Here is a 14,803-nt window from a genome sequence, read left to right on the forward strand (position 1 = left end):
GCCATGAGCCCTCTCTCTCCGAACGTGAAGACCCGGATGCGCAACCCGCGCGGCGGCGCCATGGTGGAGTTCGTCGTCCTCAACATCACCCTGGTGCCCCTGCTGCTCTACGCCATCTTCCTCATGGACGCGGCGTACATGAAGCTGGACCTCCAGGAGACGGTCGTCTCGGGCGTGTGGGACTTCTCCCAGCGCAACACCGAGCCGCCCGGTGGCAAGAGCGGCCTGTCCTCGCCCAACTCCTACGACAGCAACAACGGCCTGGAGCTGCAGGCCACCGCCAAGGCCCTGCGTATCGCCTACGCGGACCACACCTCCGCCGTGGATGACGGCGCCGAGGCCGACCAGAGCAATGGCTACGGCGTGGCCGAGCGCCTGCGCGGCAACGGCAAGGGCGGCAAGGAGGGCCACAAGGTCCACCACACCGGCTTTGGCGCCCAGTACACCTTCCGCTTCAAGGAGCCGCCCTCCAACGCCGAGGAGGATGACCCGGAGGAGGGCGAGGACACGGGCGGTGACCTGGACACGCAGATGCGCTGCTTCACCGGCACCTACAAGGAGCGCTACAAGACCGGCGGGCAGTCGACGACGATGAACGACCTGGCGTGGACCATGGACCCGATGATGCGGAGCTTCGGCAAGTCCGGCTACAACGCGGGCAACGAGGTGACGTGCGAGTCGGTCGGCTTCATCTACAACTACATCATCCCTCAGGAGTTCCTGAACGACAGCTTCTCCGAGGTGAAGATGTCCAAGATGGACCGTCGCCGCGACCAGGGTGGCAAGGGCGTTCACGACTGGCAGGGTGAGGGCGGCGCCGTGGACAACGTCGTGGCGTACGAGACGGCGGCCATCAGCTTCAACACCTGGGCGCTGCGCAACGGCGCCGACCAGGGGGCCAAGGCGGCGAGCGGCTACGGCGCCAAGGAGTGGAATCAGTACAACGGCAAGGTGGACAAGGCCGACATCGGCGCGCGCAGCGGCGGCCTGTTCGCCGGCTCGCCGGACCCCAAGGACAACCCCTTCTACCGGCGCGTCCAGTACATGTACGCCTCGGGGGCCTCCGCCATCACCTACGCCGCGGTGACCGCCGCGTCGATGAACCTCATGGGCAAGGCGGGCATGACGGGCGAGAAGCTGGTGGGCATGTATGCGGCCCCCGCGGGCGCGCCCAACTCGCTGCTGGGCATGCCGAACATCGCCGGCGTGTTCATGACGGCGCGCTACAAGCCGGGCTCTCCGGGCCAGAAGCAGGACACCCCCATGGGGCTCATCCCCATTGGCGGTTTCGGTAACTCGTTCCTGTCCACGCCCTACACCGGCCCGAACAACAAGTACCAGCAGGCCTACAACGCGCGTGGGCCCTACTACATGGGCTGCAAGAACCAGGAGAATCCGGATTGCTGAGGCTTCGACTCATCGCCGCCTTGCTGTTGGCGGCGCCCGCCCTGGCCGCGCCCCCGAAGTCTGGGGGCACGGCTCCGGCCTCGAAGCCGGCGGCGGCCGCCGCTGGCGAGACGTGCTCCACCTGTGGCACCTCGGGTGAGGGTGGGACTTGCTCGGCGGATCAGGCCGGCAAGGGCCCCTCCGAGCTCACGGACGAGGAGTGGAGCGAGTACGTCCGCAAGAAGATCGCCGAGAGCGAGGCCCCCAAGCCCGAGCCGGTGGATCCGGATCCGTTCGCCTTCAGCCTCTACCAGGGCCGGCGCCCCGAGTTCATGGGCGAGCAGACGATCATCAACGGGGCGAAGATGAAGATCGCCTCGCTCATCGTCCCGGACCCGCCGCACGTGGTGGCCCAGGAGTACTACGAAGTCTTCGAGAAGATGGGCTTCCGGCCCCTGGTGGGAGAAATCCCCAACACCCGGGGCGTGCGCTACCTGAGCTTCCGGCCCACCGGCAGCAACAACCTCAAGACGGTGACGCTGGTGCCCAACGGCTCGGGCACCGTCATCCTCGCCTCGGTGGGCAACCCCGAGGACATGCTGCTCAAGAAGCCGGACCTGCCCGACGGAGTGCCGGTGCCGCCCCAGGCGGAGGCCGCCTCGGTGATTCAGCAGACGGAGCCGGGCGCCAGCAGCCGCAGCGCGTTCTTCCTGGTGCGGGGCACCAGCCCGGCGAGCGTGCGTGAGTTCTATCGCCAGGAGATGAAGCAGCGCGGCTTCAACCTCGTGGCCCAGCCCCAGGAGGGCCAGGACACGGAGAGCTTCGAGAAGGGCGAGCTGATGATGTCGGTGACGGCCCGGCCGCACTCCGAGCCTGGGAGCGTCGCCGTGAACCTGGTCTGGTTGCAGTAAGCTCGCTTTCGTGGAGACCCCCTCGTGAACTTTCTTCGAATCACCCTGCTGAGTGTGGTGCTGGCCGCGGGTGTCGCGTCCGCCCAGGGCAAGAATGCGCAGACGCCCAAGAAGCCCCCCGAGCCCGTCCTCACCGAGGCGGACATGCCCAAGACGTGCGACGACCAATGCACGCTCATGGACAAGTTCTGCGCGGACCCGTGCCTGAAGGGCGCGGGCGCCAACAAGGCCGCCCAGAAGGCCTGCCACGACAACTGCACGAAGATGATCGACGCGTGCCGGGGCAGCTGCCGCGAGAAGGGCCGCCTCGACAAGCAGTACATGATGGAGAAGCTGAAGCCGGCTCCGGGCATGCGGCCGCCGCCGGGAGCGGAGGAAGAGGGCGATGAGCACTAAGGCGACACAGCTCCAGCAGGGCGCGCCGCGGCGCGAGCGCCGGCAGCGTGGCCAGGCCATGGTCGAGTACTCGGCCATCACCTTCTTCCTGGCGACCTCGGGCGGCGTGGCCATCGTCACCGTGCTGCCGATGTTGATGAACGCGCTGGACCAGTACCTCCAGGGCATCTATTTCATGCTGAACATGGCCATCCCGTGAAAGGATGCGCCGTTCGCGCCCGGGCCTAGAGTCCGGGCGCACCACAGAGGGCTCCAGGCCGGCAGGGGCCCTTGCCGCCTCGAGGAGTCTTCCCCCCATGAAGCGTTCCCGTTTCGTTGCCACCTCCCTGGCCCTGGTCGGGTTGCTGGGTGCCGCCGAGGTGCGCTCGGCCGCCGTCGAGCAGCAGCGCCGCCTGGAGGAGTTCCGCAAGCAGTCCCTGGCGCAGCGCAAGTCGCAGGGCCTGGACAAGGACCGCAAGGCCCTCTACGCCAAGTACCCCACCCCCGAGGTGAAGCTGGCAGCTCCCCCCGGTGGCGGCGGAGACGTGCTCGAGGTACCCGTGGGCACCGAGGCCACCCTGGTGGCCACCGGCCGCATTCCGGGTGACGCCTACCCGCACCTGGACTGCGTCGGCGTGGAGGTGCTCTCGCACAAGGTGACGGAGGGCCGCCTGGAGGTGCGGGTGAAGGTCTCCCCCAACGCGATGCCCGGCACGTGCGAGATGCGCGTGTTCTCCCCGGTGAGCCTGGCGTACGACGACGTCGTCGCCTTCCGCAAGGTGGGCGCGTTCAAGTGGGACCTGGCGCTCGCCAACGGCATGAAGGCGCGCCTGAGCACCAGCTCGCAGAAGGGCTCGGACCTGTTCACCGGCACCTCCGAGTGGTTCTCCAAGGACGGCAAGTCCCTGGGCACCCGCCAGGTGAACATCAACACCGCCAGCGACAAGAACGTCGTCATCACCGTGCAGCGCACCCAGGAGGAGATGGCGGTGGCCTCCCAGGCGGCCACCGAGGCCGTCTCGGGCGCCGACAGCGCTCAGGCGCAGAAGGAGATGATGGCCGTCCAGCAGCAGATGCAGAAGGAGTGCATGAGCCTGCCCTCCGACAAGATGGCCCCCTGCCTGAAGAAGTACTCGGAGCAGATGAAGGCCGCCTCTCAGAAGATGAGAGAGGCCCAGGGCGCCAGCCAGAAGAAGGCGGATGCGGCGATGGTGGGCTGCCAGTCGCTGCGGCTGGACGTGGCCGAGGGCAAGGCGAGCGGCAAGGCCACCGGCTGCGGCGGGCCCGGCGAGGTGGCCGTGACGGGGACTGTCACCGCCGGCAAGTAGCTTCAGGCGGTCACCCGCTCCCAGGCGTCGTGTACGCCTGGGCGGTGGGCACTGCCGCGAAGTCAGGGCCGCGGGGGGGCGTCAGCGTGAGTTGCGCGGGCGCGTCCGGCGGGTGACTTCGGAGGATGTCATGAAGATGCAGGCATGGATGTGGGCGCTGGCGGTGGGAGTGGGGCTGGCCGCGGGGTGGGCGGAAGCCGAGGACCGGCGCAGCGAGGCTCAGCGGTGCGAGGCACGCTGCGATGACGAGTCCCGCCGCTGCCGAGAGATCTGCGAGAAGTACGCGGGCGGCGACAACGACGAATGCACCAAGGCGTGCAGCGACGAGCAGAAGCGCTGCAACCGCCAGTGCAAGGAGCAGGCGCGACGCTAGGGCCGCACCGCTCCGTTTCCCCAACGACTCATTGATTAGAGATTAGAACCGGGTGTCGGGCACCTGCGCGCTCAGCGTGCCCGTCTGCGAGCGGATGACGCCCAGCTTCACCCCGAGCCGGTAGAGCGCCTGCGTCTGCGCGAGCACCGGCTGGAGCGGCGAGGTGGCCGTGGAGGCGTTGGCCTCGTCCTCGCTGTTGTCCCCGCCGCCGCCGCCGAGCAGCTCGGCGAACACCTCGGCGGGCTGCTTCTTGCGCGGGAACACCTGCACGCGCACCTCCGCGTCCTTGGGCAGCTTGGCCGCTTCCTTGGCCAGCTCCAGCGCCTTGGGGAAGCCGCCCAGCGCGTCCACCAACTTGTTCGCCAGCGCGTCCTCGCCCGTCCACACCCGGCCCTTGGCCACCGCCTGCAGCTGCTCCAGCGGCAGGTTGCGCCCCTTGGCCGCCTTGGCGGTGAAGTCGGCGTAGATGCGGTCCAGGCTCGCCTCGTTCTTGGCGAGCTGCTCGGGGGTGAAGTCCGAGTCGCTGCTGTAGATGTCCGCGTCCTTGCCCTGGACCACCGACTCCCAGTTCACGCCCAGCTTGGACCAGAAGTCCGCGGTCACCATCTTCCCGCCGAACACGCCGATGCTGCCGGTGAGGGTGCCCGGCTGGGCGACGATTTTGTCCGCATCCATGGAGACGAAGTAGCCGCCGCTGGCCGCGTAGGTGGCCATGGAGACGATGACGGGCTTGCCCTTCTCGCGGGCGCGCTGCACCTCGCGGCGCACGGTGTCGCTGGCCACGTAGCTGCCGCCCGGGCTGTCCACGCGGAAGATGATGGCCTTCACCTTGGCGTCATCCGTCGCCTTGCGCAGCGCCAGCGCCACGCTGTCCCCGCCGAACACCTGCTCGCCGCTCAGCGGGTTGGAGTCGCTCTTGCCGCGGTTGATGCCGCCCACGCCGTACACCAGGGCCACCGTCTCGCCTTCCGTGTTCGGCCGGCCCACGCGCTCCAGGTACTTGTCCAGGAAGAGCAGCCGGGAGTCCTCGCCGGCCTCCTTCTTCACCTTCTCGTGTACCTCGTCACGGTAGAGCAGGCCGTCCACCAGCTTCGCCTCCAGCGCGGCCTGGCCCAGCAGCGGTGCCTGGTCGATGAGCCCCTTCACCTCGTCGGGGCCGAGCTTGCGCCCCTCGGCGATGCCGTTGACGACCTGCCCGTAGAGGCTGCCCAGCAGCTTCTCCATGGCCTCCTTGTGGGGCGCGGTGTAGCCCTGCTCGGTATAGGTGTTGACGGCGTTCTTGTACTCGTGGCGCTGGCCGATGCGCGGCTGCACGCCGAGCTTGGCGAACGCGTCGCGGGCGAACGGCGTCTCCATCATCAGCCCGGTGAGCGTCACGTCGCCCGAGGGCTGGATGTAGATTTCATCGAAGGCGGAGGCCAGGTAGTAGGCGCCCGTGCCGCTGCCGCCCTCTCCGAAGGTGTCGGCATAGGCGATGGCCTTCTTGCCGCTGGCGCGGAAGGCCTTCACCGCGTCGCGCAGCTCCTGGATGACGGCGGCACTGCCGGGTTGATCCACGCGGACCAGCAGGGCCTTCACGCGCTCGTCCTTGGCGGCCTTCTCCAGCGCGTCCACCACGTCGCGCACGGTCGTCTCTTCCGAGCCGAAGGCGCCCGCCAGCGAGTCCTGCGCCACCTGCTCGGGCAGAGGCTTGTCCAGGTCCAGCTCGAGCACGAGCGCGCCCGGCACACTCGGCTTGCTCGCCGCGGCGGCCACGACGAGGAAGAAGAAGCCGAGAACGGCCAACACGGACAGCGCGCCGATGATGGCCAGCGATCCGACGAGGAAGCGTTTCATGGGGGGCAGACTCCTGAAGGGCCGGCGATGCGGAGGCGGCCCGGGCTCGGTGCTTACTATTAATGGTGGCGCGGGACGAAGTGCCAGCTACTCGGACTTGCGGAGGACACCGCAGGCGATGCGGTCCCCCGAGTTGCCCGAAGGGTCCGTCACCTGGTCATCCGCGCGAGCGTGGATGACGAGCGCGGTGCCGTCCGCGTCGAAGACGGAGAGCTGGCCCTCGCTGAGTCGCACCCGGTTCGTACTCATCGTGGTGGTGGCCTTGCCGCTCGCGTCCACCTCCAGGTTGGGCAGGTCGCCGGCGTGCGCGCCGGTGGGCGACTCCAGGCCATGCTGCTTCTCCAGCGGGTTGAAGTGAGCCCCCGCGCTGGTGAAGGCCGGCCCCTCGCACAGGCCCACCGCGTGGAAGTGGATGCCGTGGGTGCCGGGGTCGAGTCCGGTGGCCTCGAGCTGGAGTTCCACCGCGCCGTCCTTCTCCACCAGCATCACCGTGGCGACTTTCGTCCCGGCGGCGTTCATCAGCTCGGCCGTCGCGCGCGGCTCGTCGCCACACCCCGCCAGCGCCAGCACGCCTGCCACCCAGAGCATCTCTCGCATGTGTGTTCCCCCTTGTCCCCGCGAGTGTACGGAGGAGCTCGGGAGGGATTTCCTGGCGCGGCACCTCGGTGAAGTCCGGTGAACATTCCGCATGTTGACCCTCGGGCATCCGAGCAACCGCTGGTTTCTCGGGATGACTGCTAGGGTCCGCCGGGTTGGTAGCGCCGTACCCTCCAGCCGATTCGAGGCTCGTATGCGCCGTGCCCCCCTGGCGTTGGTTTCCGCCCTCCTCCTCGCCGCCGCCCCGGCGCTCGCCCAGGGCCCTGCCCCGGCCGCGAAGCCCGCTCCGGCCGCCAAGGCCCCTGCCGGGACGCTCGCCCCCGTCACGAGCGTGGAGGGGATTACCGAGTACCGCCTGCCCAACGGGCTGCGCGTCGTGCTCTTCCCGGATCCGACCAAGCCCACCGTCACCGTCAACGTCACCTACTTCGTCGGCAGCAAGCACGAGGGCTACGGCGAGGCCGGCATGGCCCACCTGCTGGAGCACCTGCTCTTCAAGGGCACGCCCAAGCACAAGAACATCCCCCAGCTGCTCACCGAGCGCGGCGCCCGCCCCAACGGCACCACGTGGATGGACCGCACCAACTACTTCGAGACGCTGCCCGCCTCGGACGCCAACCTCTCCTGGGCCCTGGCCTTCGAGGCGGACCGCATGGTCAACAGCTTCATCGCCAAGAAGGACCTCGACAGCGAGATGACGGTGGTGCGCAACGAGCTGGAGCGCGGGGAGAATGATCCGCACTCGGTGCTCTTCCGCCGGGTGATGAGCGCCGCCTACCTCTTCCACAACTACGGCAAGCCCACCATCGGCACCCGCGCGGACCTGGAGAACGTCCCCATCGAGCGCCTGCAGGCCTTCTACCGCAAGCACTACCGGCCGGATAACGCCATGCTCGTGGTGGCCGGCCGCTTCGAGGAGGCCCGCGCGCTCAAGCTCATCCAGGACACCTTCGGCCGCGTGCGCCCGCCCCGCGAGCCCCTGGCCCGCCCCTACACCGAGGAGCCCACCCAGGACGGCGAGCGCGAAGTCACCCTGCGCCGCGTGGGCGAGACGGCCGCCATCACCGCGCTCTACCACGTGCCCGAGGGCGCCCACCCCGACTTCGCCACCATCGACGTGCTCACCGAGGTGCTCGGCGACGTGCCCTCGGGGCGCCTCTACAAGGCGCTGGTGGAGTCGAAGAAGGCCGCGCGCGCGGGGGCCTCCAACCTGCAGTTGCAGGACCCGGGCGTGCTGGTGTTCAGCGCGCAGCTGCGCGAGGGCCAGTCCGTGGAGGCCGCGCGCGCCACGCTGCTCCAGACGGTGGAGGAGGCGGCCCGCACGCCCTTCACCGCCGAGGAGGTGGCCCGCGCGAAGACGAGCCTGGCCAAGCAGGTGGAGCTGATCCTCAACGACTCGGAGCGCGCCGCCATCATCCTGTCCGAGTGGGGAGCCATCGGCGACTGGCGCCTGCTCTTCCTGCACCGGGACCGGATTGAAGCCGTGAAGCCCGAGGACGTCACCCGCGTGGCGGCCACGTACCTGAAGACGTCCAACCGCACGCTGGGCCAGTTCATCCCCACGCCGAAGCCGGACCGCGCGGAGCTGCCGCCGCGGGTGCAGGTGGCCTCCATGCTCCAGGGCTATACGGGCCGCGCCGCCATCGCCCAGGGCGAGGCGTTCGACCCTTCGCCGGCCAACATCGAGTCGCGGGTGGAGCGCTCGCAGCTGGGCGGGCTGAAGCTGGCGCTGCTGCCGAAGAAGACGCGCGGGGAGATGGTGAGCGTGGTGCTCAACCTGCGCTGGGGCACCGAGCAGACGGTGCTGGGCAAGGAGGACGCGGCGGAGATGGCCGGCGCCCTGCTCATGCGCGGCACGAAGACGAAGAGCCGCCAGCAGATTCAGGATGCGTTGGACAGGCTCAAGGCGCGGGTGGGCATGGATGGAGGGCCGCTGGGCGCCTCCGTCTCCGTGGAGGTGAAGCGCGAGAACCTGGCCGAGGTGCTGAAGCTGGTGGCCGAGGTGCTGCGCGAGCCGGCCTTCGACGCCAAGGAGTTCGCGCTGCTGCAGCAGGAGCGGCTGGCGGCGATGGAGAAGTCGCGCAGCGAGCCGGACATGCTGGGCAACTACGCCTTCCGCCGGGTGCTCAGCGGACATTACCCCAAGGGCCACCCGTACTACGCGCCCACGGTGGAGGAGGCCATCGACGGGGTGAAGACCGTCACCGTGGAGCAGACGCGCGCCTTCTACCGGGACTTCTACGGCGCCTCGCAGGGGGAGCTGGCCGCGGTGGGGGACTTCGACGCGAAGGCGCTCTCGGGGCTGGTGGGCGAGCTGTTCGGTGGGTGGAAGAGCCCGGCGCCGTACGCGCGCGTGCCGCAGCGCTTCAATGACGTGGCGCCTCAGGCGCAGGCGGTGGAGACGCCTGACAAGGCCAACGCCCTGTTCCTGGCGGGGCAGAACCTGAAGCTGAAGGACAATGATCCGGACTGGCCCGCGCTGATGCTGGGCAACTTCATGTTCGGCGGCGGCTTCCTCAACTCGCGGCTGGCCACGCGGATCCGCCAGAAGGATGGCCTGTCCTACGGGGTGAACAGCGGGCTGAGCGCGGGGGCGCTGGATGAGGTGGGCACGTTTACCGCCTACGCCATCTACGCTCCGCAGAATGCCGAGCGGCTGGAGGCGGCCCTGCGCGAGGAGCTGAGCAAGGCGCTGGACAAGGGCTTCACGGTCGAGGAGCTGCAGAAGGCCCGCTCGGGCCTGCTGGAGTACCGGCAGACGGGGCGCGCGCAGGATGGCGGGCTGGCACGGACGCTGGCCAACTACCTGTATTACGGGCGCACGCTGGAGTTCGACGCGGCGCTGGAGCAGCGCATGGCGAAGCTGACGGTGGAGGACGTGCGCAAGGCGCTCGCGCGGCATGTGGACCCGAACAAGCTCACGGTGGTGAAGGCCGGAGACTTCGCCGGGGCGAAGAAGAAGGCGCAGGCCCCCGTGCCCGCCAACGCGGCGCCCTAACGCGTTCCCTGGGGGCGCAGGAGGGCGGCGAGCTCGGGCGTGCGGGCCAGGTCCATCGCCGTCTTCCCGTCCGCGTCCCGAGCTTGGACATCCGCGCCCTTGTCCAGCAGGGCGCGCACCAGCTCCGGAGCGCCCGCGGACACGGCCAGCATGAGGGGCGTGCGCCGCAGGTCCGGCTCGCGCGCGTTCACGTCCGCGCCGTGAGCGATGAGCAGGCGGGCCACCTCTCGGGGTGCGTGGCGGCACAGGGCCAGGGGCAGCGGCGTCCAGCCTCCGCTGCGCGCGTTCACGTCCGCGCCGTGTGAGAGCAGCAGCCGCACCAGCTCCAAGTGCCCTCGCTCGGCCGCCATCAGCAGCGCGGTGGTGCCGAGGATGGTGTTGGAGGCGTTGACCGGCGTTCCCGCGTCCAGCAGCCGTCGCACCTCTTCGAGGTCTCCCCGACTCGTGGCCTCCACCAGCGGAGGCTGGGCCTGGCGCAGCTCCAACTCCCAGTCGAGCCCGCGCTTGGACTCGAGCAGCTCCACCACACTCTCCAGGTGCTTGCGCAGCTCCGCGGGCAGCTCTCCACCCTGCTGCTTCATCTCCGAGAAGGCGGCCCGCAGCGCCGTGAGCTCCACCCACTGGCCTCGCGCCAGTCGCTGCAGCGCGTCCAGTTGCGCGAGGACCTCATCGAGGAGCTGGGCCTCCTCGGCCGAGTAGCGCCCGGAGAAAGGAATGAAGAGGGCGCCTTCGAGCGCCTCGAAGGCCTGTGCGTAGCGGTGCTCCGCGAGTGCCTGCCGGGCCTGGGCAATCTGTTCGGGCGCGCGTCGCCGCGTGCGCGCGCTCTGCGCATGCACGCCCGCCGTGAGTCCCCCCACGACGACGACCAGCATGAGCAGTCCCAGCAGCCAGCACATGGCGGCAGGCTACCCCGGATGCCTGTCAGACATCGGCTCGGGGTGCCGGGCCCTGTTACTCCTCGTGCAGGTTGACCTTGAGGGTGGTGGTCTCGCCCGCCTTCATCTGTACGGTCTTGGTGACCTTCTTGCCCTCCTGATCATTGACGAGCATCACGCGGTGTGGGGCGCCGAGCAGGATTCGGCCGTCGAGCTCGACCGCCATGGGAGTTGGTGGACCTCCCCGTCGCTGGATTGTCATCGCGAGTCCTCCGGCTAGGCTTCAGATGATGCGCTCGAACTTCCGGTGGTGCTTGCTGGCCGTGGTGCTCGGTGCCTGCTCGTCGGGGCGAAATGAGACGGTCAAAGCCGAGGCGCAGGCGTCCTCGCCTTCCGTGGCTCAGCTGGATGCAGGGACTCCGGTGTGCCAGCCTCGGACGTGCCAGGCGATGAAGCGGCGCTGTGGCCGGGTGAGTGATGGGTGCGGCGGCGTGCTCGACTGTGGCGCCTGCCCCGGTTGCGGCCCCGAGGAGATGGACTGCTGCGGCGCCTGCATCCCCAAGTCCGAGGGTCGTTGCCCCGAGAACATTCACTGCAAGCAGCCGCCTCCGGAGATGTGACGCGCGGCGGGCGTGTCAGACCGCTGGGTTACTCCTTCGTCCCGAGATGACGAAGGAGTCTCGCCCTGACCGATCCCCTCCCCTCTTCTTTCCCGGGCCAGCCGGAACGTGCTCCGGAGGAAGAGGTGTGCTCCCCAGGGGGCTCGGTCACAAGGCTGCCGTCCTCAACCGAAAGGTCGGATGGCCGGTGCACGCGAGGCGGGAAGGTCCAACCCCTCCTCATTCCCGCCTCGCGTTGCTCCCGAACTCCTCGTAGCTTCGTCGACGTCCTGGAGTGTCTGCTGTAGCGCTCGCGGATCAGCCCACGTACACCACGCGCACCTGCACCGCGTTGTTGCCGTAGCCCAAGCGGTTCCACTGCGCTGACTCCGGCTGCGTCTCGCCCGCCTCGTCCGTCGCTCGTGCTCTCAAGGTGTGACGACCGGGCTTCGGGTTCTCCCACGTGAAGGCCCAGCGCACCCATGCCGAGGGCCTTGGCACCTCCAGCAGCGTGGCGGACTTCCAGTTGTCTCCTCCGTCCACCGCTACCTCGACCTGCACCACCCGGCGCTCCCCGCTCCAGGCCATGCCCTGCACCACCACCGGGCCTTCCGTCAGGCGGGCTCCCTCCTCCGGGGAGGTGATCAGCGACTTCACCCGCATCCGCGTCACCGGCTCCGGCTTTCGCCCGTCCGCCGTGTCGTAGATGTAGCGATCGCGCTGGTAGTAGCCTTCGAACGGTCTCGTCAGCGCTTCGATGCGGCTCACCCACTTCACGCTCGCCATGCCGTACCAGCCCGGCACCACCAGTCGGACTGGAGCTCCGTGCGCGCGGGTCAGCGGCGCTCCGTTCATCTCCAGCGCCAGCAGCGTGTCCGGGTGCAGCGCCTTGCTCAGCGGCAGCGCTCTGGCGAAGCGCTTGCTCCCCTTCCCGTCCGCTCCCTCGATCAGCACCTCCACCGCTTCCTTTCGCAGCCGAGCGCGCGAGAGCACCTCCGCCAGCGGCACTCCCGTCCAGATGGCCGTGCCCAGGGCCCCCTGTCCCCAGGGCTCACCCTCCGGAAGCGGGGCCATGCTCGTTCGCCCGTTGCCCGCGCACTCCAGCGTCACCGTCAGCGAGCGTCTCTTCTGCTGAGACAGTTCCGCCACCTCCAACATGAAGGCATCCTCTACCGCTCCCTCCACGCTGATGCGGTGCGTGTCCGGTGAGAGTTCTGGCTCCGCGTGGTTGCTGCGCACGTAGAAGACCGGCGTCGGTGTCCGCCCCAGCGCCAACGCCTGCGTCGGCGTCTCCGCGTTGAAGGGCTCTGGTTTCACCACCACCAGTCCCTGACGCTCTGCTTCCTCCCGCTCTTCCAGGGAGGCGCTTGCTTCCTCGCTCCCTGTCCCAATGCTGTCCGCCACTCACGCCTCCCACTCGCCCACATGGGAGATGGATCCCCCCTGGCCCACAGGCAAGGGTCCGTGTTCTGTGCCGGTCGTCGTTTGGCGGGAGGTTTGCATTCTCAAGGGATGAGAGACACCGCCGCACCCCTTCTCGTGGATGCGGCAGCCCCGCGCTTCTCGTGGTACGGCTCGGATCCGTTCCGCCGATGAAGCTCTCGTATGACGTCATCGTGGTGGGCCTGGGCCATGCCGGCTCCGAGGCCGCGCTTGCCTGTGCCCGCATGGGCCTGGCCACCCTCGGCCTCACCCTCAAGCGCGACCGCGCCGCCGTCATGAGCTGCAACCCCGCCGTCGGTGGCACCGCCAAGGGCCACCTCGTGCGCGAGCTCGATGCCCTCGGCGGCGAGATGGGCCACGCCGCCGACCGCGCCGGCACCCACTTCAAGACCCTCAACGCCTCCAAGGGCCCCGCTGTCCAGGCCACCCGCGTCCTCTGTGACCGCGACGCCTACGCCCGCACCGTTCAGTCCGTTCTCTTCTCCCAGCCCGGCCTCACCGTCCACGAAGCTGAGGTCTCCTCCCTCGTCGTCGAGGGCGGCCAGGTGCGCGGCGTCGTGCTCGGCGATGGCTCCCAGGTGCAGGCCCGCGCCGTGCTCCTCACCACCGGCACCTTCCTCCAGGCCCTCATGCACGTGGGCGAGAAGAAGGAGGTCGGCGGTCGGCTCGGCGATGAGGCCGCTCGCGGGCTGTCCGACTCGCTGCGCTCCCTGGGTTTCTCCCTCGGTCGCTTCAAGACCGGCACTCCCGCCCGCCTCCAGCGCGACTCCATCGACTGGGACGCCGTCGAGCCTCAGCCCGGTGATTTGCCCCCCCGCTTCTTCTCGTGGCGCACCCGCCAGCAGCTCCCCTCGGGCCACGCCCTGCCGCTCCAGCCTCCCGTCACCTGCGGCATCACCTACACAACCCCCGACACCCACCAGCTCCTGCGCGACAACCTCCACCGCTCGCCCCTCTTCCAGGGCGACATCGTCGGCCGCGGGCCTCGCTACTGCCCCTCCCTCGAGGACAAGGTGGTCCGCTTCTCCGCCCGCGAGCGACACCAGGTGTTCCTCGAGCCCGAGGGGCCCTCCTCCCCCCTCGTCTACCCCGCGGGCCTCTCCACCAGCATGCCCGCCGATGTGCAGCTGCGCTTCCTGTGCTCCATCCCTGGCCTGGCCCACGTCGAGGTGGTCCGCTTCGGCTACGCCGTCGAGTACGACTACGCCCCGCCCACCCAGCTCACCTCCACCCTCGAGACCAAGGCCGTGCGCGGCCTGTTCTTCGCCGGCCAGCTCAATGGCACCTCCGGTTATGAGGAGGCCGCCTTCCAGGGCCTCTATGCCGGCATCAACGCCGCCCTTCAGGTGAAGGGCGAGCCGCCCCTGCTGCTCGGCCGCGACGAGGCCCACGGCGCCGTGCTCGTGGACGAGCTCGTCACCAAGGGCGTCGATGAGCCCTTCCGCATGTTCACCAGCCGCTCCGAGCACCGCCTCAAGCTGCGCGAGGGCAACGCCGAGCTCCGCCTCGCCCGCCACGGCCACCGCGTGGGGCTGGTGCCGCGCGAGGCCCTCGAGCGCGTCGAGGCCCGCGCCCTCGCCGTCGCCGCTGAGGTGGCTCGGCTCAAGCGCTCCGGTCTCGCCGCCCGCCTCAAGCGCCCCGAGGTGAGCTACGCCGCCCTCGCCGCCGAGTCCCGCCGCGAGTGGCCCACCCTGCCCCCCGACGTCGTCGAAGAGGTGGAGGTGGAGGTGAAGTACGAGGGCTACATCGCCCAGGCCGAGCGCGCCGCCGCCCGCGAGGCCGAGGCATGGGATGGGTGGATCATCCCCCCCGGCTTCCGCTTCGCCGAGGTGCGGGGACTTTCCGCCGAGGCCGCCGAAAAATTGGTAGCCCACAGCCCAGCCACTGTGGGACAAGCCCGCCGCATTCCGGGGATGACTCCAGCGGCTCTTTCACTGCTGCTGGTGGCCCTCAAAAAGGAGCGCTCCGGCGTCTCCACAGGGCTACCTGGCCCGTCGTCCCGTTCCTGACGACCCCCCAGGTTTCGGCTCCCTGCGTCGCGCTCCCCGCTTTCCCTGTGTTGTTTGGTTGTTGACATGATCA

14 protein-coding genes are annotated in these 14,803 nt (G+C 69.3%); 9 read left to right on the forward strand and 5 right to left on the reverse strand.

Going from position 1 to position 14,803, the window contains the following annotated elements:
• The first annotated feature begins 3 nt into the window (after positions 1 to 3).
• The 6 genes from SYV04_RS32970 (at position 4) to SYV04_RS32995 (ending at position 4,373) form a co-directional block, all read left to right on the forward strand.
• On the forward strand, positions 4 to 1,407 hold the full coding sequence (locus SYV04_RS32970) for a hypothetical protein (protein WP_321549962.1): 1,404 nt from the start codon (positions 4 to 6) through the stop codon (positions 1,405 to 1,407).
• On the forward strand, positions 1,401 to 2,297 hold the full coding sequence (locus tag SYV04_RS32975) for a hypothetical protein (protein WP_321549963.1): 897 nt from the start codon (positions 1,401 to 1,403) through the stop codon (positions 2,295 to 2,297). Before SYV04_RS32970 ends, SYV04_RS32975 begins: the two co-directional genes overlap by 7 nt.
• Positions 2,298 to 2,321: 24 nt before the next feature.
• On the forward strand, positions 2,322 to 2,693 hold the full coding sequence (locus tag SYV04_RS32980) for a hypothetical protein (RefSeq protein WP_321549964.1): 372 nt from the start codon (positions 2,322 to 2,324) through the stop codon (positions 2,691 to 2,693).
• Positions 2,683 to 2,892 carry a hypothetical protein gene (locus SYV04_RS32985; RefSeq protein ID WP_321549965.1) on the forward strand — a complete coding sequence of 70 codons (210 nt, stop codon included), beginning with the start codon at positions 2,683 to 2,685 and terminating at the stop codon, positions 2,890 to 2,892. Before SYV04_RS32980 ends, SYV04_RS32985 begins: the two co-directional genes overlap by 11 nt.
• 97 nt (positions 2,893 to 2,989) lie before the next feature.
• On the forward strand, positions 2,990 to 4,000 hold the full coding sequence (locus SYV04_RS32990; RefSeq protein ID WP_321549966.1) for a hypothetical protein: 1,011 nt from the start codon (positions 2,990 to 2,992) through the stop codon (positions 3,998 to 4,000).
• Positions 4,001 to 4,130: 130 nt separating this feature from the next.
• On the forward strand, positions 4,131 to 4,373 hold the full coding sequence (locus tag SYV04_RS32995; protein WP_321549967.1) for a hypothetical protein: 243 nt from the start codon (positions 4,131 to 4,133) through the stop codon (positions 4,371 to 4,373).
• A 42-nt stretch (positions 4,374 to 4,415) separates the two neighbouring features.
• On the opposite strand, the gene sppA is transcribed toward SYV04_RS32995, so the two are convergent.
• Both sppA and SYV04_RS33005 read right to left on the reverse strand, forming a co-directional pair.
• Positions 4,416 to 6,209 carry a signal peptide peptidase SppA gene (sppA, locus tag SYV04_RS33000; RefSeq protein ID WP_321549968.1) on the reverse strand — a complete coding sequence of 598 codons (1,794 nt, stop codon included), beginning with the start codon at positions 6,207 to 6,209 and terminating at the stop codon, positions 4,416 to 4,418.
• 87 nt (positions 6,210 to 6,296) lie between these two features.
• Positions 6,297 to 6,806, reverse strand: coding sequence for a superoxide dismutase family protein (locus SYV04_RS33005; protein WP_321549969.1), 510 nt, complete (start codon positions 6,804 to 6,806; stop codon positions 6,297 to 6,299).
• 193 nt (positions 6,807 to 6,999) lie between these two features.
• Between SYV04_RS33005 and SYV04_RS33010 the strand changes: the two genes are divergently transcribed.
• Positions 7,000 to 9,804 carry a M16 family metallopeptidase gene (locus SYV04_RS33010; protein ID WP_321549970.1) on the forward strand — a complete coding sequence of 935 codons (2,805 nt, stop codon included), beginning with the start codon at positions 7,000 to 7,002 and terminating at the stop codon, positions 9,802 to 9,804.
• Here the strand turns inward: SYV04_RS33010 and SYV04_RS33015 are convergent.
• Together SYV04_RS33015 and SYV04_RS33020 are read right to left on the reverse strand one after the other, a co-directional pair.
• Positions 9,801 to 10,700, reverse strand: a complete 900-nt coding sequence (locus tag SYV04_RS33015; RefSeq protein ID WP_321549971.1) for an ankyrin repeat domain-containing protein — start codon at positions 10,698 to 10,700, stop codon at positions 9,801 to 9,803. The genes SYV04_RS33010 and SYV04_RS33015 overlap by 4 nt on opposite strands.
• A 55-nt stretch (positions 10,701 to 10,755) precedes the next feature.
• Positions 10,756 to 10,905, reverse strand: coding sequence for a hypothetical protein (locus SYV04_RS33020; protein WP_321549972.1), 150 nt, complete (start codon positions 10,903 to 10,905; stop codon positions 10,756 to 10,758).
• 61 nt (positions 10,906 to 10,966) lie between these two features.
• Here SYV04_RS33020 and SYV04_RS33025 point away from each other — a divergent pair, with 61 nt between their 5' ends.
• On the forward strand, positions 10,967 to 11,299 hold the full coding sequence (locus tag SYV04_RS33025) for a hypothetical protein (RefSeq protein WP_321549973.1): 333 nt from the start codon (positions 10,967 to 10,969) through the stop codon (positions 11,297 to 11,299).
• Positions 11,300 to 11,596: 297 nt separating this feature from the next.
• On the opposite strand, the gene SYV04_RS33030 is transcribed toward SYV04_RS33025, so the two are convergent.
• Positions 11,597 to 12,682: a sulfite oxidase gene (locus tag SYV04_RS33030; RefSeq protein WP_321549974.1), complete on the reverse strand. Its 1,086-nt coding sequence runs from the start codon at positions 12,680 to 12,682 to the stop codon at positions 11,597 to 11,599.
• Positions 12,683 to 12,870: 188 nt separating this feature from the next.
• Here SYV04_RS33030 and mnmG point away from each other — a divergent pair, with 188 nt between their 5' ends.
• Entirely contained in the window at positions 12,871 to 14,730 is a 1,860-nt protein-coding gene (gene mnmG, locus SYV04_RS33035; protein WP_321549975.1) for a tRNA uridine-5-carboxymethylaminomethyl(34) synthesis enzyme MnmG, read from the forward strand.
• Positions 14,731 to 14,803: the final 73 nt, after the last annotated feature.

The sequence above is a fragment of the Hyalangium ruber genome, from assembly GCF_034259325.1.
Classification (GTDB): Bacteria; Myxococcota; Myxococcia; order Myxococcales; family Myxococcaceae; genus Hyalangium_A; species Hyalangium_A rubrum.